At 64.9% G+C, this 19,053-nt stretch carries 17 protein-coding genes; 6 read left to right on the forward strand and 11 right to left on the reverse strand.

What is annotated here, in order from left to right:
- Nucleotides 1-26: 26 nt before the first annotated feature.
- From RB2654_RS01375 to RB2654_RS01385, 3 genes are all read right to left on the reverse strand, one after another.
- Entirely contained in the window at nt 27-2,453 is a 2,427-nt protein-coding gene (locus RB2654_RS01375) for a Hint domain-containing protein (RefSeq protein WP_008327843.1), read from the reverse strand.
- 297 nt (nt 2,454-2,750) lie between these two features.
- Nucleotides 2,751-4,970 (reverse strand): xanthine dehydrogenase family protein molybdopterin-binding subunit, encoded by a 2,220-nt coding sequence (locus tag RB2654_RS01380; RefSeq protein ID WP_008327844.1) that lies wholly within the window; start codon nt 4,968-4,970, stop codon nt 2,751-2,753.
- 1 nt (nt 4,971) lies between these two features.
- Nucleotides 4,972-5,436 (reverse strand): (2Fe-2S)-binding protein, encoded by a 465-nt coding sequence (locus tag RB2654_RS01385; protein ID WP_008327846.1) that lies wholly within the window; start codon nt 5,434-5,436, stop codon nt 4,972-4,974.
- 111 nt (nt 5,437-5,547) lie between these two features.
- On the opposite strand from RB2654_RS01385, the gene RB2654_RS01390 reads away from it, so the two are divergent.
- On the forward strand, nt 5,548-6,147 hold the full coding sequence (locus tag RB2654_RS01390) for a TetR/AcrR family transcriptional regulator (RefSeq protein ID WP_008327847.1): 600 nt from the start codon (nt 5,548-5,550) through the stop codon (nt 6,145-6,147).
- Between the two features lie 3 nt (nt 6,148-6,150).
- Here RB2654_RS01390 and RB2654_RS01395 read toward each other — a convergent pair whose 3' ends face one another.
- The gene (locus RB2654_RS01395) at nt 6,151-6,912 is read right to left on the reverse strand and encodes an SDR family NAD(P)-dependent oxidoreductase (RefSeq protein WP_008327853.1); all 762 of its coding nucleotides are present in this window, start codon (nt 6,910-6,912) and stop codon (nt 6,151-6,153) included.
- 190 nt (nt 6,913-7,102) lie between these two features.
- Here RB2654_RS01395 and RB2654_RS01400 point away from each other — a divergent pair, with 190 nt between their 5' ends.
- The 3 genes from RB2654_RS01400 (at nt 7,103) to RB2654_RS01410 (ending at nt 10,718) form a co-directional block, all read left to right on the forward strand.
- On the forward strand, nt 7,103-7,513 hold the full coding sequence (locus tag RB2654_RS01400; RefSeq protein ID WP_008327854.1) for a methyltransferase family protein: 411 nt from the start codon (nt 7,103-7,105) through the stop codon (nt 7,511-7,513).
- Nucleotides 7,514-7,652: 139 nt separating this feature from the next.
- Nucleotides 7,653-9,227: a Re/Si-specific NAD(P)(+) transhydrogenase subunit alpha gene (locus RB2654_RS01405; protein WP_040884259.1), complete on the forward strand. Its 1,575-nt coding sequence runs from the start codon at nt 7,653-7,655 to the stop codon at nt 9,225-9,227.
- 15 nt (nt 9,228-9,242) lie between these two features.
- The gene (locus tag RB2654_RS01410; RefSeq protein ID WP_008327856.1) at nt 9,243-10,718 is read left to right on the forward strand and encodes an NAD(P)(+) transhydrogenase (Re/Si-specific) subunit beta; all 1,476 of its coding nucleotides are present in this window, start codon (nt 9,243-9,245) and stop codon (nt 10,716-10,718) included.
- 67 nt (nt 10,719-10,785) lie between these two features.
- Here the strand turns inward: RB2654_RS01410 and RB2654_RS23645 are convergent, their stop codons facing one another.
- From RB2654_RS23645 to RB2654_RS01425, 3 genes are all read right to left on the reverse strand, one after another.
- Complete coding sequence (locus RB2654_RS23645) at nt 10,786-11,019, reverse strand: hypothetical protein (protein WP_008327857.1); 234 nt, start codon at nt 11,017-11,019, stop codon at nt 10,786-10,788.
- A gap of 192 nt (nt 11,020-11,211) precedes the next feature.
- Nucleotides 11,212-11,757, reverse strand: a complete 546-nt coding sequence (locus RB2654_RS23650) for a hypothetical protein (RefSeq protein ID WP_008327858.1) — start codon at nt 11,755-11,757, stop codon at nt 11,212-11,214.
- Nucleotides 11,758-11,997: 240 nt separating this feature from the next.
- Nucleotides 11,998-12,543, reverse strand: a complete 546-nt coding sequence (locus RB2654_RS01425) for a pseudouridine synthase (RefSeq protein ID WP_008327859.1) — start codon at nt 12,541-12,543, stop codon at nt 11,998-12,000.
- Between the two features lie 251 nt (nt 12,544-12,794).
- Here RB2654_RS01425 and RB2654_RS01430 point away from each other — a divergent pair, with 251 nt between their 5' ends.
- Both RB2654_RS01430 and RB2654_RS01435 read left to right on the forward strand, forming a co-directional pair.
- A complete protein-coding gene (locus RB2654_RS01430) occupies nt 12,795-13,952 on the forward strand; it encodes a type III PLP-dependent enzyme (protein WP_008327860.1) in 1,158 nt (385 codons plus the stop codon).
- Between the two features lie 114 nt (nt 13,953-14,066).
- Nucleotides 14,067-15,353: a DUF3422 family protein gene (locus RB2654_RS01435; protein ID WP_008327862.1), complete on the forward strand. Its 1,287-nt coding sequence runs from the start codon at nt 14,067-14,069 to the stop codon at nt 15,351-15,353.
- A 19-nt stretch (nt 15,354-15,372) separates the two neighbouring features.
- On the opposite strand, the gene RB2654_RS01440 is transcribed toward RB2654_RS01435, so the two are convergent.
- The 4 genes from RB2654_RS01440 to RB2654_RS01455 form a co-directional block, all read right to left on the reverse strand.
- A complete protein-coding gene (locus tag RB2654_RS01440) occupies nt 15,373-16,425 on the reverse strand; it encodes a YeeE/YedE family protein (RefSeq protein WP_008327863.1) in 1,053 nt (350 codons plus the stop codon).
- A 224-nt stretch (nt 16,426-16,649) separates the two neighbouring features.
- Complete coding sequence (locus RB2654_RS01445) at nt 16,650-17,762, reverse strand: 5-methyltetrahydropteroyltriglutamate--homocysteine S-methyltransferase (protein ID WP_008327864.1); 1,113 nt, start codon at nt 17,760-17,762, stop codon at nt 16,650-16,652.
- Between the two features lie 59 nt (nt 17,763-17,821).
- Nucleotides 17,822-18,499, reverse strand: coding sequence for a DNA alkylation repair protein (locus RB2654_RS01450; RefSeq protein ID WP_008327865.1), 678 nt, complete (start codon nt 18,497-18,499; stop codon nt 17,822-17,824).
- The gene (locus tag RB2654_RS01455) at nt 18,496-19,038 is read right to left on the reverse strand and encodes a pyridoxamine 5'-phosphate oxidase family protein (protein ID WP_008327866.1); all 543 of its coding nucleotides are present in this window, start codon (nt 19,036-19,038) and stop codon (nt 18,496-18,498) included. Before RB2654_RS01455 ends, RB2654_RS01450 begins: the two co-directional genes overlap by 4 nt.
- Nucleotides 19,039-19,053 lie beyond the last annotated feature (15 nt).

The following is a 19,053-nucleotide window of genomic DNA, read 5'->3' on the forward strand; positions in this document are numbered from 1 at the left end:
GCCGGTCCTGACGGCGGGCGGTTTGCCTAGGCCGCCAGAAGCCGCGCCTCGAAGCGTTTGAGCACGCGGCGCGCGGTCTTGCCGTAAACGCCCGGATCGGCGCGCAGGTCGGGGAAGAGGGTCAGAAGCTCCTCGCGCGCCTCGGCGGCGAGGGCGTCCAGACCCAGCGCGCCGGGGTGGAAGCTTTCGGACGGGGCGCCGTTGCCCCAGAGCACCTCGTGCCTGTCCAGCATGATGTGGAAATAGGTGACCGTGGGCACCTCGACCTGCCGGATCAGGCGCTGGTCGACAAGGTGTTTGGCGGGAACCATGACTTCCGGCGTGTCGAAATAGAGGTTCGCGCGGCTGCCGGAATACACCATGCGATGCTGGGGGGAGACCATCAGGGGCGCGACGTTGCCGAAGGCGCCGCGTTCGAAGCGGATCGGGGCGAAGGTGCCGGTGCCGGGCACCGTGCGGCGCCCGATCCAGCGGATCGGCTGCGGGCCGCGATCGCGGGTCAGGACCAGATCGCCGGGTCTGAGGTGTTCGACCGGGCAGGGGCCGGAGGGCGTGTCGATGGCGGTGCCGCCGGTGAAGCAGATGATGAGGTTCTCGATGTTCGAGAATGTCACCGTCGTGCCGTCGGACAGCGTGGCCGAGCCGCTTTCCGCATCGGTGTAGCTGATCGTGCCCCAGTCGATCAGCCCGGCGAAATTGAGCGTATCGCCGCCGGTTTCCCCGTCTTCGCTGCCGATGATGTCGATGACCGCGCCCGGTCCGCCCAACGCGTTGGCGGCGTCCAGCCAGATCATGTCGTCGCCCGCGCCGCCCGTGACCGTATCGCCCGCACCGGCCCAGATCGTGTCGTCGCCCGCGCCGCCGAAAAGGGTGTCCGACCCTTCGTCGCCCCAGATCACGTCGTCGCCCGCTTCGCCGTGGATCGTGTCGTCGCCGAGCCCCCCGAAGATGTTGTCGGCGGCGCCGGAGGCGGGGATCGTGTCGAAGCTCACGTCGGTGATGTTGATGCCGTGCGTGCCGGTCAGGGCGTTGACGTAGATGACCTCGAACCACGCCACCGGCCCGTCGATCTCGACCAGCACCGAGCCTTGGGCGTCCTGCGGATTGTCGAGCGTGCCGCCTGCGGTGACGGTGTTGCCGGAAACGCTGTCGTTGCCCGCCGCCGTCAGGGTCACGGCGACCGGATCGCCGTTTTCGTCATAGGCGTTCACGGTCAGCACGTCGATGTGGTTGCCCGCGTAGCTGTCGATGTCGTTCAGGCGGAAGGCGACGTTCTGCACCTCGTCCGACATGCCGGAGCCGGGGACGGCGGCGAAGTCGATGGTGACGGTTCCCGTGGGTCCGTCGCCATTGCCGTAGACATAGGCCGATGAATTGGGGGCGAAGGGTTCGCCCCCCGCCACGTAGTTCGTTTCGGCGGTCGCGACTTCGAACACGGCGTTGTTGCCATCGGCCGAGAACGAGACGTTCACGTCCATGGTGCCGGTGGTCTGGGTGAAGCCGCCCGCGATGCTGGCGCCATCCGCGCCTTGTGCGGACCAGTTCAGGTCTTCCGTGACGCCGGTGGGGCCGTTGTCGCCATAGATCGTGTCGTCGCCATCTTCACCGAAGATGTTGTCGGTCCCGTCACCGCCGTAGATCGTGTCGTCGCCGTCGCCCGCGAAGATGTTGTCGTCGCCGTCGAAGCCGTAGATCAGGTCTTCGTTGCCCGCAGGCCCGGTGCCGTCGCCGTCGTCGATCAGGTCGCCGTCCGGGTCGCCGTAATAGGCGGCGTCGATCGTATCGGCACCCGACGTGCCCTCGACCACACCGTCGCCAAAGACGGGCTGGCCGTTCACGAAGAAAAAGTCGGTGGTGCCGTTCGGGTCGTTGGTGCCGAAGTCGTAGGTTTCATAGTTCGACATCGTGGTGGCATTGCCGGAGCCGGGGAGGATAAAGTCGTTCGCCCCCCCATCCGTGATGCCCGCCTGGGCGACCTGACTGTAGCCGGTCGTCCACTGGATGTCTTCGTAGATGAATTCGACCGTGAAATCGCCGCCGCCGATGTCGGTCAGCACGATCTGGAACGAGTTCGCGCCGGACCCGTTGTAGGGCGCGACCCCGTCCCACGTGATCGTCACGGTGCCTGCGGCGGCGTCGAGATCCCAGTAAATCTCGCCGCCCGAGTTGATGTTCACGTCGCCCCAGAAGGGCGCTATCATGCGTGACGAGGTGCCCGCGAGGTTCGAGGTCTGATAGGCGGTGTTGGCGGCCCCGAAGGTGATGTTGCCGTTCGAGTTGACGTAAAGCCCGGAATAGGTGGTTCCGAAAAAGTCGATGCCGTCGCCGAAGACGGACGAGGTATCGACGTAGACCGACCCATCGTCGTTGTTGCCCGTGGTCTTGGAGGTGGAGGAAAAGACGTTCTCGCCGTAGCCCGCTGGCCCGCCGAGGCCTGAATTCATCGTGGCCATGATCGCGCCTCACACCCGGGGCGGGGCGAGGCGAAGGGTCGGAAGTAGGGGAGGCCGGCAAAACCCGCCAGCGAATACCTGCAACGAACAATGGCTGACCAATACGCCATCACACCTGAACCACTCTGCCTCGATGCCGCCGGTTATGATCCGGTCGTGCTGAAGTGATTTGTAACGAACTGGTTCATTCATTCCGATGATTGACGTAGCGTCAATCTTTTCGGGCAGGTAAGGAATTCCGCCATGAGGCGGAATTCCGTGCGTTTATGCAACAGGGCGCAGTCTCATTTGCGCGCCTTAGGCGTAGAAGTCGACCTCGTGCCGGAAGGGCATCTTGCGCAGGCGCGTGCCGTTCAGGTCGAAGATCGCATTCGCGAGGGCGGGGGCCGCCGGGGGCGTGCCGGGTTCGCCGACGCCACCGACCGCACCGCCCAAGGCAAGGGCCTTGACCTCGAATTCCGGCGTCGCGTTCATGCGAAGCGCGTCGTGATCCCAGAAGTTGCCTTCGACGACCATGCCGTCTTCGAATGTGATCTCGTCATGGATCGCGGCGGACAGACCATAGATCGCGCCCGAGATAAGCTGCGCCTCGACGTTGCCGGGGTCGATGATCTTGCCCAGATCGGCGGCGATCCAGACCTTGTCGATCTTGACCGCGCCGTCCATGTCGGACACCTCGACGATCTCGGCCACGGGCGTCCCGAAGGAATAGGTGACGGCGATGCCGCGCCCTTTGCCCGTAGGTGTTTTGCCCGTCCAGTTCGCCATTTCGGCCACGGTCTTGACGACCTCGACCGTCTCGGCGTCCACGCCCTCCATATGCGCAAGGCGGAAAGCCACCGGATCGACGCCCGCCTTGTGGGCCAGTTCGTCGATGAAGCTTTCCATGAAGAACGCGTTCTGCGAATTGCCGACCGAGCGCCAGAAGCCGACGCGCGGGGACCGCTCGGGCACGTAGCCCCGGATCAGCACGTTGTCGAAGCCATAGGGCTGTTCGGCCACGCCTTCGGTCACCATCGGGTCGGCCATCGGGCGGTCGATCCCCATGAACGCCTTCATCGTCGCGCGCATGACGGACCCGGCGGCGAGGTCGGCCTTGAACATCTCGACCTTGTCGCCGTTCAGGCGTGCCCGCATCCGGCCGATCGCGCCGGGGCGGTAGAAGTCGTGCCGCATGTCCTCTTCGCGCGACCACGTGACGTTGACCGGGGTGCCGGGCATCTCTTTCGCGACCTTCGCGGCGTAGATGGCGAAGTCGTTGAAGCCGCGGCGGCCGAAGCTGCCGCCCATGATCGTGGTGTGGACCGTGACCTGATCCTGTTTCAGCCCCACGGCCTTGGCCGTCTGCTGCTGGGTGATGATCGGGCCCTGAATGCCCGCCCAGAGTTCCAGCGCGTCGCCGGTGAACAGCGCGGTGGCGTTCATCGGCTCCATCGGCGCGTGGGACAGGAAGGGCGCGCGATACTCGGCCACCACATCGTCGTCGGACTCGGTGATTTCGCCGTGATCGTGCGGGGTCGAGTTCACCTCGCCGTCGAAGGCGGCTTCGAGGTCTGCGAAAACCTCGTCCGTGGTCGCGCCATAGGGCGCTTCGCCCCATTCAAACGTGATCGCTTCGGCGGCCTGCATGGCGAGCCAAGTGTTGTTGGCAACCACCGCGACGCCGTCGCCAAGGTCGATGATCTTCTCGATCCCCGGCATCCCTTCGGCCACGCTCGCGTCGAACGAGATCATTTCGCCTTCGATCCGGGGCGTCATCTTGACGGTCGCGAACTTCATCCCTTCGGCCCGCGTGTCGATGGCGAAGGGCGCGGTGCCCGTCGCTTTGGCCGGCTGGTCCAGGCGTGGGAGCGCCTTGCCCACCAGCTTGAAATCCTTGGGGTCTTTCAGCGGCGGATTGTCCGGCGGCGTGATGGCGGCGGCGGCTTCGGCAAGCTCCGCGTAAGGAAGGGTGGTGCCGTCGGTCGCCACGATGGCCCCGTTTTCGGCGCGCAGCTGATCGCGGCCCACGCCCAGTTTCTCGGCGGCGGCGGAAATCAGCATCTCGCGCGCGGCGGCCCCTGCGATCCGGTTCTTTTCCCACGCGTCCACGGCACTCATCGAGCCGCCGGTGATCTGCATCCCCATCATGCGGGGCATCGCCTCCATCACCGTGTTCACCAGCTTGCCCGGCGGTTCGCTGTCATAGCTGCGCGGCAGGATGAACTTGGAGTTGGCATAGGCCTTGGCGGGGGGCCCATGTTCGACGCGCACCATGCTCATCGGCACTTCCAGTTCCTCGGCCACCAGCGCGGCGAGCGAGGTCTGGACGCCTTGCCCCATCTCGGCACGCGGCACGATGACCGTCACGCCGTCCTTGTCGATGATGACATAGGAGTTAAGCGACGCGCCCTCGGACGGGTCGAGCGGATTTTCGGGGTCGCGCGTGATCGCATAGGCGCCGACGGCCACGCCGCCGGTCACGGCAACGGCGCCGACGAGGAAGACGCGGCGGGTGATTTTTCCGAGACGGGACATATCAGGCCTCCTGCATCGCTTTGGCCGCATCATGGATCGCGGCGCGGATTTTCGGATAGGTGCCGCAGCGGCAGAGGTTGCCCTGCATGGCGTCGTCGATGTCCTGATCGGTCGGGTTCGGAATGTCGGCGAGCAGGGCGGCGGCCTGCATGATCTGTCCGGACTGGCAATAGCCGCATTGCGCGACGTTGTTGTCGACCCAGGCCTGCTGAATGGCGGCCAGATTATCCGGCGTGCCGACGCCCTCGATCGTGGTCACCTCGCCCTCGACCGCTTCGAGCGGCAGCTGGCAGGACCGCTGGGCGATGCCGTCGACCTGAACCGTGCAGGCCCCGCAGGCCGCGACACCGCAGCCGAACTTGGTGCCCGTCAGGCCCAGTTCGTCGCGCAAGACCCACAGAAGCGGCACCTCGCCCGGCAGGTCGACGTCGTGCGACGTTCCGTTGACGGTGATCTTGTAACTCATGGCTGGTCTCTCCCGTGACTGGCTGTTCGCGCGCCATTGCTTCTGACAAAATGCACGAAAAATGTCAGCGCGTCAATTGACAGATTTTGTCCAAAGTGTCAGAAGGCTCTCATGCAGGTTGATACGGGACGAATTGGGCAGTCGGATGACAAACAGCAGGTGATCCTCACCGCTGCGATGGCGGCGTTCGCCCAATACGGCTTTCGCCGGGTGTCGATGGACGAGATCGCCAAGCGGGCGGGCATGTCGCGCGCGGCGCTCTATCTGCATTTCCGCAACAAGGAAGACATCTTCGCCACGGGTGTCGAGCTTTACTTCGAACAGGTCGCGGGCGCGATGGCGGACGTTCTGCACGGCGCGGGCGATCCGGTCGAAGCGCTTAGGGGCGCATTCGCGGCCAAGGTCGCGCCGCCTTACGACATGCTGATGGATTCACCGCATGGCGAGGAACTTATCGACCTCAAGACCACCGCCGCCGCCGGCGTAGTGGCCGAGGGCGACGCAAAGCTGATCGCGGTGATTTCGGACTGGCTCGCACGGGCGCAGGCGGCGGGCAGGGTGACGCTCGAGGATTATGGAACGCCGGAGGATGCCGCCCGCACGATCCTGAACGCGCTTCACGGCGTCGTCATGGCCGCGCGCAGCTATGCCGTGCTGCGCGCCGACCTCGACCGCCTCGCGCGGCTCATCGGACGGTCGCTGCGGTCCTGACCGCTACATCTGACCGCCGGCGATCTCGATGGTCTGGCCGTTCACGCTTTCCGATCCCGCGCCGACCAGCCACATCGCGGCCGCCGCGACCTCTTCGGGCTGGATCAGGCGTTTGTGGCGGTTGAGATCGCGCATCATGGCCAGCGCCGCCTCGCGGTCGCCGCCGATCTTTTCCGAGATCGCATCCACGTTGCGGGTGACGATGGCGGTATCGACATAGGCCGGGCAAATCGCGTTGAACGTAAGCCCCGATCCCATGAAATCTTCCGAGAACGACCGGATCAGGCCAATGACCCCGTGTTTCGAGGCGGAATAGGCGCCCGCGCCCTTCAGCCCCTTGAGCCCCGCGATGGACGAGATCGCGACGACACGGCCCCAATCCTCGCGCTCCATGTCTGGCACCACTTCGCGCAGCGTGTAGAACACCCCGTCGAGGTTCACCGACATCACCTTGCGCCACATCTCGGTCGAGGTCTTGGTAAGCTTGCGCCCCTCGGCGATCCCCGCGTTCGCGACGCAGATGGTGATCGGCCCACGCGCCTCGCGCGCCTTGGCGACCGCCGATTTGACGTCGGCCTCGTCCGACACGTCCATCACGCCCGGATGCAGGTTCGGATGCGCCTTGGCCGCGTCCTCCAGAACCTCGATCCGGCGTCCGGTGATGGTCACGTCGGCCCCGGCGCCCGCCAGCGATGTCGCGATGGCCAGACCGATGCCCGTGCCGCCGCCCGTCACAAGCGCATGTTTTCCCGTCAGTTCGTTCATGGTTCCTCCCGCGTTTGTGGTTACGCTACGCCTGTGACGCTGCGGCGCAATCGCTACGTTACGGAAATGCTGCACCTGCGAGGGGTTGCGTCGGCAAGATTGTTCCTCAATAAACGGTGGCTGATGAAATTATGTTGCGCGAGAGATTCTGCTGCTCAAGTGGCTCGACATACCGCCCTTCTGGCTGATCGTGGCGATCGCCGCGTCGTTCGGGCTGGACCGGCTGGTTCCCGGCGGCACGTTCGGGCCGGGCTGGGTGCGCTATCTGGGCGATGCCCTTGTCGTGGTCGGCCTGGGGCTGATGGCCTTGGCGCTCGTGGAGTTTCTGCGCGGGCGAACGAGCTTCGTTCCGCGCCGCGTGCCCTCGGCCTTTCTGCGATCCGGCATCTACCGCGTGACGCGCAACCCGATCTACCTCGGCGACGCGCTGGTGCTGGCAGGCGTGATCCTGCATCTCGACGTGCCGCTCGCGCTGATCCTCGTCCCGATCTTCGCCGCCTTCATCGCGCACAGGTTCATCCGGGGCGAGGAGCGGGGCCTGATCGAAGCCTTTGGCGACGAGGCGCGGGACTGGATGGACCGCGTGGGCCGATGGTTGTGACGCAGGGGCAAGCACGCTAGGAGAACATAAAGTCGCAAACCCTACGGTTTCGGTCGCAATCCGGAATCGTAGCGTATAGGAAATTTTCTTGAGACTGCGGGGGAAACACCCGCGGCGTGAGTGGGAGAAGGAAAGTACCGTGAAGATAGGGGTTCCAAAGGAAACCATCGCGGGGGAAAACCGCGTTGCCATGACGCCGGAATCGGCGGGCATGTTGCAGAAGCTGGGGTATGACTGCCTCATCGAAACCAAGGCCGGCGAAAAAGCCGGGTTCAACGATGCGGATTACGAAGCCGCGGGCGTGAAGGTGGTCAAGACCGCCGCGAGCCTGTGGAAAGAGGCCGACATCATCGCCAAGGTGCGTATTCCGACCGATACGGAACTCAAGCGCCTGACCAAGGACAAGACGCTCATCACCTTCTTCAACCCCGGTGGGAACGAAGAGGGGCTGGAGCTGGCCAAGTCCAAGGGCGCGACCGTCATCGCGATGGAAATGGTGCCGCGCATCAGCCGCGCGCAGAAGATGGACGCACTGTCGTCGATGGCCAACATCGCGGGCTACCGTGCCGTGATCGAAGCGGGCAACAACTTCGGTCGGTTCTTCACCGGTCAGGTGACGGCGGCGGGCAAGGTGCCCCCGGCGAAAGTGCTCGTCATCGGTGCCGGCGTGGCCGGGCTTGCCGCGATCGGCACCTCGACCTCGCTGGGTGCGCAGACCTTCGCCTTCGACGTGCGGCCCGAAGTGGCCGAGCAGGTCGAGTCGATGGGTGCCGAGTTCGTTTATCTCGACTTCGAGGAAGAGCAGGCCGACGGCGCCGCGACAGGTGGCTACGCCGCCGTATCGTCGCCGGAGTTCCGCGAGGCCCAGCTTGCCAAGTTCCGCGAACTGGCCCCCGACATGGATATCGTCATCACGACGGCGCTCATCCCGAACCGGGAAGCGCCGAAGCTGTGGCTGAAGGACATGATCGACTCGATGAAGCCGGGTTCGGTCATCGTCGACCTCGCCGCCGAAAAGGGCGGGAACGCCGAAGGCACGGTGATGGACGAGAAGGTGGTGACGCCCAACGGCGTGACGATCATCGGCTACACCGATTTCCCGAGCCGCATGGCGACCCAGTCGTCCACGCTCTACGCCAACAACATCCGGCACATGATGACCGATCTGACGCCCGACAAGGACGGCAAGATCAACGTCAACATGGAGGACGACGTCATCCGCGGGTCCACCGTGACCCATGCGGGCGAGATCACATTCCCGCCGCCGCCGCCGAAAGTGCAGGCCATCGCGGCCCAGAAAAAGGCGCCGCCGCCCAAGGAACTGACGGCGGAAGAGAAGCGGGCGCAGGAAATCGCGGCCTTCAAGCAGCAGACCAAGACGCAGGCGACCCTTCTGGTCGTGGGCGGTGGCCTGATCCTGCTTGCCGGTCTCTTCGCGCCCGCCAGCTTCATGCAGCACTTCATCGTGTTCGTGCTGTCGGTCTTCGTCGGCTTCCAGGTCATCTGGAACGTGTCGCACTCGCTGCACACGCCGCTGATGGCCGTCACCAACGCCATTTCGTCGATCATCATCCTCGGTGCGCTCATGCAGATCGGATCGGGGAGCTTCCTCGTGATCCTGCTGGCGGCCGTGTCGGTCTTCATGGCCGGGATCAACATCTTCGGCGGCTTCCTCGTCACCCGGCGCATGCTCGCCATGTTCCAGAAATCGTAAGGGGGAGACGGACTTATGGAATTCGGATTCACCACCGCGGCCTACGTGGTCGCAGCCGTCCTCTTCATCCTGTCGCTGGGCGGGCTTTCGGGCCAGGAAAGCGCCAAACGGGCTGTCTGGTACGGCATCGTCGGCATGGCGCTGGCGGTTTTCGCAACGCTGATCGGGCCGGGCACCGGCCTGTGGCTTCTGTCGGTCGTGCTCGTCGCGGCGGGCGGGATCATCGGCTTCTACGTCGCCAAGCGCGTCCAGATGACCGAGATGCCGCAACTCGTGGCGGCCATGCACTCGCTCGTCGGTCTGGCAGCCGTGTTCGTGGGCTACAACGCGCATCTCGAAATGGGCCGCGTGGCCGAGATCATGGCGTCGGCCCCCACCTCGCTCAACGCGCAAGGCATGTCCGTCTGGCTGCATGAGCAGGGGCTGGGCACGTTCGGGGAACTGATCGCCAAGAAAAGCCAGGCCGAGCTGAACATCCTCAAGGTTGAGCTGTTCCTTGGGATCTTCATCGGGGCCGTGACCTTCACCGGCTCGGTGATCGCCTATGGCAAACTTGCGGGCAAAGTGACCTCGGCGGCCAAGAAGCTGCCCGGCGGCCACGTTCTGAACGCGGGCGCCGCGATCATCTCGCTCATCGCGCTGATCTGGTACGTGGGCTCGGGCGCATTCCTGCCGCTCGCGATCATGACCGTCATGGCGCTTTTCATCGGCTACCACCTCATCATGGGGATCGGCGGCGCGGACATGCCCGTCGTGGTCTCGATGCTCAACTCGTATTCGGGCTGGGCGGCGGCGGCCATCGGCTTCTCGCTGGGCAACGACCTCCTGATCGTGGTCGGCGCACTCGTGGGCTCGTCCGGTGCGATCCTGTCCTACATCATGTGTAAGGCGATGAACCGGTCCTTCGTCTCGGTCATTCTGGGCGGCTTCGGCGGCCCGGCGGGCGAGCAGATGGAGATCGAAGGCGAGCAGAAGCCGATCGATGCCGAAGGTGTCGCGCAGGCGCTCAAGGATGCCGACAGCATCGTGATCGTGCCGGGCTACGGCATGGCCGTGGCGCAGGCGCAGAACGCGGTCAGCGACCTGACCAAGAAGCTGCGCGGGCAGGGGAAAGAGGTGCGTTTCGCCATCCACCCGGTCGCCGGGCGTCTTCCGGGCCACATGAACGTGCTGCTGGCCGAGGCCAAGGTGCCTTACGACATCGTGCTCGAGATGGAAGAGATCAACGACGACTTCCCCTCGACCGACGTGGTCATCGTCATCGGCTCGAACGACATCGTGAACCCGGCGGCGCAGGAAGATCCGAACTCGCCCATCGCCGGGATGCCGGTGCTGGAGGTCTGGAAGGCCAAGGACGTGTTCGTGTCGAAGCGCGGGCAGGGCACCGGCTATTCGGGCATCGAGAACCCGCTGTTCTACAAGGACAACACGCGGATGTTCTACGGCGACGCCAAGGATTCGGTCACCAGCCTCTTGTCGCTGCTCGACTGATCCTTTCGCAAGACAAGGAAAAGGCCCCGCGATCTGCGGGGCCATTTTCGTTTCGGGGCCGGGCGGTTCAGTCCAGTTCGCTGGCGCCGTCCGCCTCGTCCTCCTGCCCGAATGTTTCGAGTGAGAAATCGTTGTCGGCGATTTCGACCATCGTGTCGTCAACCGCGTCGGCGAGTCCGGTGACGCTTTGGTCGAAGGCGAAGATCACCCCGGTCGCAAGGCCGAATACGGCGGCGGTGAGAACAAGCCAGTCAACGGTGACAGCACCTGCATCGCTGCCGAAAAAAGTTTTCAAACGCATCGGTTTTCAATCCAGTCATAATGTGTCGTCCGAAATAAAAGTTATGTGGTCAATGCGGTCGCGTCGTGGCCCGAACCGGCGCGATGAAAGGTTCTTTTGGGACCGCCGCGTCACAGCTGTTACCAGATGATTGACGCGGGGGCCGGTCTGCGGCGCGGGCGGCCCGATCCGTCCGCCTGCGCCTGTCGGGCATCAGTCGTTCCACCCGTTGTGGTTGCCGTTGTTCCCGTTGTTCCCGTTATTGCCGTTGTTTCCCGAATTCCCGTTGTTTCCGGAATTGCCGTTCGAACCGGAATCGCTCATCCCGTTGGACCCCGATCCCCAGTCGTCACGCCCGTTCGGGTTTTCGCCGGCATTCCCGACATCCTTGTCGTTGCCCGGGTTGCCCGTGCCACCGTCGTTGCCGCTGTCGCTTCCGCTGTCGGAGCCTCCGGTTTCGTTTGACGCCGTGTCCTCGGTCCCGGTCACGTCATCGTCGGACGGGTCGTCGTCGTTTCCGGTCTGGTCGGGTGCGGCGGTCGTGGCGATGCCGGTGATTTCTTCGAGCGACAGGTTGGTCGCCGCGATTTCCTCCAGCGCGCCCGAGATGCCGTCGGCGGCGCGGATCACGCCATGCGACACGTCGCCGACGACGGTATAGGCCATCAGCATGGAGCCCCCCCAGAACACCACGAAATCGACCGTGATGGCGCCGGTTTCGTCTTTGAGGAAGTTCGATATCGCGGATTTGAGCAGCATTCTAAACGTCTCGATCTGATGAACTGGTATCGTCGGGCAGAAGACGACTTGGGGTAGGGATTACCCCCGGTTTCGGGCCGGAATAGGGTGCGATCACGCTGGGATTGGGCCATTTCTCGGCGATTGGTGACGAAAAAAGGGCAGGATAACCCGTCCATGGCATCCTTGGGATCGGACGGGTCGAACGCGGCACCAATGTGGCCGGCGACCTGTGCCAAAGGATAGGGTCGGCGTCCCGGCCTAGCGCGCGTCGCGCCACGTGCCGGGTGCGATTCCCTCTACCGACCAGTCGCCCACGCGCCAACGCACGAGCCTGAGGGTGGGAAAACCCACGGCGGCGGTCATGCGCCGGACCTGCCGGTTGCGCCCCTCGGTGATGGTGAGCTCGATCCAGCGATCCGGCACGCTTTTTCGATAGCGGACGGGCGGATCGCGCTCCCACAGGTCCGGCGGGTCGATCAGATGCACCTCGGCGGGGCGGGTGAGACCGTCTTTCAACGTCACACCCTTGCGCAACGGGTCGAGGTCGGCGTCGGTCGGTGCCCCTTCGACCTGCGCGAGATAGGTTTTCGGGGTGCGCGACTTGGGCGACGAAATGCGCGCCTGCAACCGTCCGTCATCGGTCAGAAGCAAAAGCCCCTCGCTGTCGCGGTCAAGCCGTCCTGCCGGGTAAACCTTTGGCACATCAATGTAATCCGACAGCGTCGCGCGCGGAGAGGGGGACTTGGTGTCGGTGAATTGCGACAGCACGTCGAAGGGTTTGTTGAACAGGATCAATCTCGCCATGTGTTCCGCATAAGCGGGTTTTCAAAAAATTTCACCCACGGATTCAAAAACTCTTGCAACGACTCAACACATGCCCCAAATGCGCAATTCAAGACGCCAACGCACGCGCCTCTGGCCACGACCGGCAGACCATATGAGCGACCCCCCGCCAAAAGGGGCTGCGAGGATGGATCGGCACGCGTTTATGCAGCGACGGTAACGTCTCCACTTGGAACCTTGGGGTACTGCACCCCTGTCTACTGGAGATAGACATGACCTACGTTGCACAGGGCGATTTCGCCCCGATCACCCGTCTCGAAACCGCTGTTCAGTCGATGTCCGTGGACCGTCCGACGCTCGTCCTCGACGTCGACCGCGTGGAGTACCAGTTCCACCAGCTCGCCCAGGGCCTCGGCCGCGCCAACATCCACTACGCGGTGAAGGCGAACCCGACCCGCGAGATCATCGAGCGCCTCGTGAACATCGGCTCGCATTTCGACGCCGCCTCGCGCGCCGAGATCGAGCTGTGCCTGTCGCAGGGTGCGGACCCGGCGGATATCTCCTTCGGCAACACCGTCAAGAAGGTCGGCGACATCGCCTTCGCCTGGCACGCCGGTGTGACCCTCTTCGCCGCAGATGCGGAAGAAGAGCTCGAAAAGATCGCCGAGCACGCGCCGGGCGCCGAAGTCTACATCCGCATGATCGTCGAGAACTCCCAGGCCGACTGGCCGCTCTCGCGCAAATTCGGCTGCCGTGGCGAGAAGGCGATCGACCTCATGGCCTATGCGGTCGAACTGGGCCTCAAGCCCGTCGGTCTGTCGTTCCACGTCGGCTCGCAGACCAAACGCGCCGAGATGTGGACCGGCGTGCTCGACGCCGTGGCCGAGATCTGGCACCGCGCCGTGGCCGAGGGCTATGACCTCGACCTTCTCAACATCGGCGGCGGCTTCCCGGCCTTCTACGGCGAAGCGATCGATGCGCCCGCCGCTTACGCTGCCCGCGTGATGGACCTCGTCACCGCGCGTTTCGGCGACGTGCCGCGCGTCATGGCAGAGCCGGGCCGGGGCCTCGTCGCCGAATGCGGCGCGATCATCGCGGAAGTGCTGCTCGTGTCCAAGAAGTCGGACGACGACATGCATCGCTGGGTCTACCTCGACATCGGTCGTTTCTCTGGCCTTGCCGAGACCGAGGGCGAAGCGATCCGCTACCAGATCGCGACGCCGCGTGACGGTGGCGAGATGGGTCCCTGCATCCTCGCCGGTCCGTCCTGCGACAGCGCCGACGTGCTCTACGAGAAGCGCCCGATCATGCTGCCGCTCGCGCTCAAGTCGGGCGACCGGGCGATCATCCGCAACGCGGGTGCCTATACCTCGTCCTACTCCTCGGTCGGGTTCAACGGCTTCCCGCCGCTGGACGTCGTCGTTCTCTGAACCCTCGTGACGCGTAGGGGGCGCTTTGCCCCCCGCGCGACAATCGACCACTGTTTCGGTGACCTGACTTCGCGTAACCTCGCCTGACGAAACGCGACGAACGGGACCGGAACCATGGCCACCATCGAAGACCATCCGCTGCGCTACGCGCTGGCGAACGAGTTGCACGCGCGCCCGTTCCCGTCGCTGGAAGCGCCTTGCTTCGCCGTCTACCTCGCCATCAAGCGGTCCGAGAACGCGGCGGGGCGGGACCGGGCGGCGGATGTGGCGCACCTGACCGACCTGCTCGACCGCTACGGCACGGCGCATCCCAAGCCGGGGGCCAACCATTTCTTCGGCGACCTCGGGAAATACCGGCTGAAGTGGGAGAGCCATACGGAGTTCGTGACCTACACGATCTTCGGGGACGGCAATTCCGACACGCCCTTCGACGGCAAGAACTTCGGCGTCTTTCCCCCGGACTGGCTGGAAAACGCGCCGGGGGTGCGCATGACCTCGGCCCTGATCCGGGTGGAGCGGATGCCGACGGATGCGGATATCCGGGCGAAGATCGACAAGTGGTTCGTGCCCGAGAGCATGGCGGCGACCCACGTGCTCGACCGCGCCGGGATCATGGCCGGGGATTTCCGGATCGACGAGGCGGGACACGCGCGGTTCGCGTTCTTCGCAGGCGAGTCCTGTTCCCCGCGCCGCATCGGGCGGGTGGTGCAGCGGATCTGCGAGATCGAGACATACAAGCAGATGTCGATGCTGGGACTGGCCCGGGCCCGCGCGATCCAGGGGCGGCTGGGCGAGATGGGCGACGAGCTGTCGGGCCTCGTGGCCGACATGGGGAGCGAGACGATGGCCTCGGAGACCCGGTTGCAGAAGCTTCTGGGCATCTCGGCCGATCTGGAACGTCTGAACGCCGAAACCTCGTTCCGGTTCGGGGCGACGGCGGCCTATGAGGCCATCGTGAACCAGCGGATCGAGGTCTTGCGCGAGGAACGCTGGGACGGGCGGCAGACCTTTCGCGAATTCATGACCCGCCGCTACGATCCGGCGATGCGCACCGTGAAGGCGGTCGAGAGGCAGTTGCACGACATGGCCGAACGCGCGATCCGCGCCGGTGACCTGCTGCGCACCAAGGTCGATGTGGAACGCTCGGCCGAGAACAAGGCGCTGCTGGAATCGATGGATCGGCGGGCCGACTTGCAGCTACGGCTGCAAGAGACGGTCGAAGGGCTGTCGGTGGTGGCGATCAGCTATTACGCGGTCAGCCTTTTGGGCTATCTGACCGCCCCCGTCGCCAGTGCGCTGCACGTGGACAAGGTGTGGTGGACCGCCGGGCTGGTCATCCCCGTCGTGCTGCTGGTCTGGCTTGCGGGCCGGACGGTGCGAAAACGGCTGATCCCGCACTAGGATCAGCCGCTCGGCAGCGTCATTCGGCGGGCACGGCCAGACCGCGCGGGGCGGCCTCTCCCAGCGCGCGGGAGGCGACGAGGGCGCCGCCCGCGATGGCCACGAGGGCGAGGATCGCGGCGAGCGACAGGGTCGGCACGCCCGACAGGCCCGCACCTACGGTGCAGCCGCCCGCCAGCACGCCCCCGATCCCCATCAGCGCCGCGCCGGACGCGTAACGCCCGGTTTCGCGGGGGGAGGTGAAGCTCTGCCATTTGAAGCTGCGGAACACGAGCGACGCGAGCAGGGCACCGCCAAGGACGCCACCGATCAGCGCCGTGCCGAAACCCGCCGGGATCGAGGTCGAGGCGATGGTGAAGAACAGCGCCTCGGTCGCGGGCGAGGTGAACGACAGGCTTTCCATCGCGATCGGGTCGAAATCGTCATAGAGCACGTATCCCGTGCCCACCCAGGCAAGCGGAACGAGCAGACCCAGAAGCGTGGCCAGTAAAAGGGTGCCGGGGCGGTTGCCGGACCGCAGGGCCCCGGCCAGCGCGGCCACGGCGATCACGGCGGACCACAACAGCGCACCGCCGGGCAGGGCGGCAAGGCTGACCGCGTCGCCCAAGGGCAGGGTGACGGCACCCAGCGACGTGCGGATCGGGGCCAGAACGCCCTTCAGCGTGGCATGGGCCACGACCGCGAAGACGAGGATCACGAACAGCGCGCGCAGGTTGCCGGTGCCCCCCAGCACGGTCAGGCGCGATGCGCAGCCACGGGCCAGCACCATGCCCGCCCCGAACAGGGCACCCCCTATGAGGATGGCGAGGATCGGCAGATCGCCCGTCATGAAGCGGTGATCGTCGAACGCGATCAGCCCGGCGGCCACGGCGGCCTGCGTGCCGATCAGCGCACTCGCCAGCGCCATGAACCAGACACCGGCGGCGGCGCGGCGATCCTGCCCCACGACGGCCCGTCGGAAGCAGAACTTCGTGCGCTCGGCCAGCACGCCGAACAAAACCCCGACAAGGGCACCGAACATAACGGCGACCTGCGGTGCGGTGAGCGTTTCAAACCCAAGGCTTTCGAACATCGCGCTTCCCCCGATCTGGAATGATTGTTCCCTTTGGCCGGAGAAAATGCGCCGATCAAGGAAAAAACCGGCCCGGATCGTCGGTCTGAAAGAACGCTGTTCCGACCGGCGATTGCGGGGAAAACAGCTGCCCGCGCCGTTGCCGCCCCGTCAAAACAATGTCGCCGCACCCGGGGGCGCGGCGACACGTTTGGTCTTATTTGAATATTTGGGTGCGTTCGGCCTCAGACGCCGCCCCAGATCTCTTCGGCGCAGCGCACGATCAGCTCCAGCTTGCGGCGCTGGTCGTCCTCGGTCACGGCATTGCCTTCTTCGGTCGAAGCGAAGCCGCACTGGGGCGCGATGCCGAGCTGGTCGATATCGACGTATTTCGACGCCTCGTCGAACTTGGACTTGAGCCAGTCCATCTCTTCCAGCTCGGGCGTCTTGGTGGTGACGAAGCCGGGCAGGATGCGCTGCTTGCCCTTGGGCAACAGGCCCAGAGGCTCCAGCCCGCCCGCGCGGTCGGTGTCGTATTCCATGAAGAAGATGTCGACGCCGGTGTCGAAGATCGCTTCGGCGGCGAGGTCATAGGCACCTTCGGCCGCATGGGTCGAGCGGAAGTTGCCCCGGCACATATGCATCCCGATGGTCATGTCGGCGGGCCGGTCCTTGATCGCCTCGCGCATCATCCAACTGTATTTCTGGATCAGCCAGTCGGGGTCCTGCCCGTTGGCCTGCTTCTCGGCCCGGTGCTTGGGGTCGCAGAGATAGGCGAAGAAGATGTCGTCCATCTGAAGGTAACGGCACCCGGCCTCGTAGAACTTGGCCACCGCTTTCTTGTAGGTCGCGGCGATGTCCGCCATCAGCACTTCGGGGTCTTTGTATTCCTCGGGATGGATGTCCTCGGGCGCGGTGCGGAAGTGACAGCAGGACGGGCCGGGGATCGAGATTTTCGGCACGACCTTGGTGTTTGCCGCCACGAATTTGAAGTGGTCCAGCATCGGGTGATCGTCGGGGAAGTCCAGCTTCTGCGTGATCGTCGGGAAGATCGGGCGCAGCTTGACGCCTGCGAACTGCACGCCCTCGTCACGTTCGTCGAGGTCGAGGCCCGTCAGCATCCCCATGAAGTCGTAGTGCCAGAACGACCGGCGCGCTTCGCCGTCGGTCACGGCCTTCAGCCCGACGTCTTCCTGCATCTTGATGAGCGCGGGGATCTCGGCATCCTCGACCGCCTTCAGCTCGTCCGCCGACAGGCTGCCCTCTTCGAAATGCTTCTTGCGGGCGGCCTGAATGGCTTTGGGGCGCAGAAGCGATCCGACGTGATCGGCGCGGAACGGGGGTGTCAGGTCAGTCATTCGATCCTCCAAATCTGATTTTCGCGGACGTTAGGCGGAGTTCGTTGCAACGACAACTGTCAAGCGAGGTATTTCCCGGCTTCCTTGCGCGCGAACGCCTTCATCCGGTCGCCATGAGCGGCGAGGAAGGCGCGGGTGCGGTCGGGGTCGTGCTTGGACAGGTCGCGCAGCCACCATGCGACGGCTTTCTGGATGAACCACTCGCGGTCGTCGACATAGGATGCAGCCCAGCCCAGAACCCGGTCGCGGATGGCGAGGTCTTCGGGCTTGGGGTGGTTCTGCTTGGTCCACGGCAGGGTGATGACGAGCGCCGCGCGGCGCGTCCACATATGGTCGGAGGTGGTCCAACCCTCGACCGTGTCCACCCGCGTCGGATCGGCCACCAGCCGTTTCTGCCCCGCCATGCACACATGGTCGGCAATGGCCCAGCTGTCGAAATCCGGCACCCAGGACACGATCAACGCCCACACCGGCGCGTCGCCCTTGATCCGGGCCTGCGTCAGCAGTTTGGCGGCGGCCAGTCGCGCCTCGTAGATGTCGGTCTGCCAGAGCGCATCGGCCAGCGTCACGCGTTCGTCGACGGTGAGGGTCCGGCGCCAGCCCGTCGTGATCTCGTTGATCGCCGGGTTGGTCACGCCAAGGTATTCACGCTCCACCTTATGATAGGCGGCGGCCCCTTCGGCGCGGCCCGGTTCGATCCGGGCGCGCAGGTCGGCAAGCGCCTCGTCCAGCGTCATTCGAACAGTCCCGTGTCCGCACCGTCGATGGTGGAGCGGTTCTTTTCCTCCCAATAGGCCGCGATCCCGTCCGCGCCCTTGTCGTCCGACCACTTGGTCAGCGTGTCGCGTTCACGCGGATTGTCGAAGAACGGCACCGCATAGCCGCAGGAGGTCTGCACCAGATCGACCGTCATGTCGTAGATCTGTCGCGCGCCCGCGTGGTCGTCGAACAGCGCATACAGGTCGTCCCATCCCGCGTCGCGCGGATGCACGGTTTCGGCCGTGCCGTAACAGCGAAGGATCAGGGGGCGGGTCGTGAAGCTGCACCACATGAGCGTCATGCGGTTCACGTCGCGCAGATGCCCGGCGGTCTCGTTCCCCGATCCGGTGAGGTTCAGCCAGACGATCCGGTTCGGCCCCATGATGCGCAAGGAATCCATCCCCTTGGGCGAGACGTTGACGCGCCCTTCACGCGCCGCCGAACCCACGAAATAGATGTGCTGATCCTCGATGAACCGCTTGTGCGGCGCTTCGATGCTATCGAATTGCTTGGCCATGGGCCGCCCTCCGGG

The organism is Maritimibacter alkaliphilus HTCC2654 (assembly GCF_000152805.1).
Lineage (GTDB): Bacteria > Pseudomonadota > Alphaproteobacteria > Rhodobacterales > Rhodobacteraceae > Maritimibacter > Maritimibacter alkaliphilus.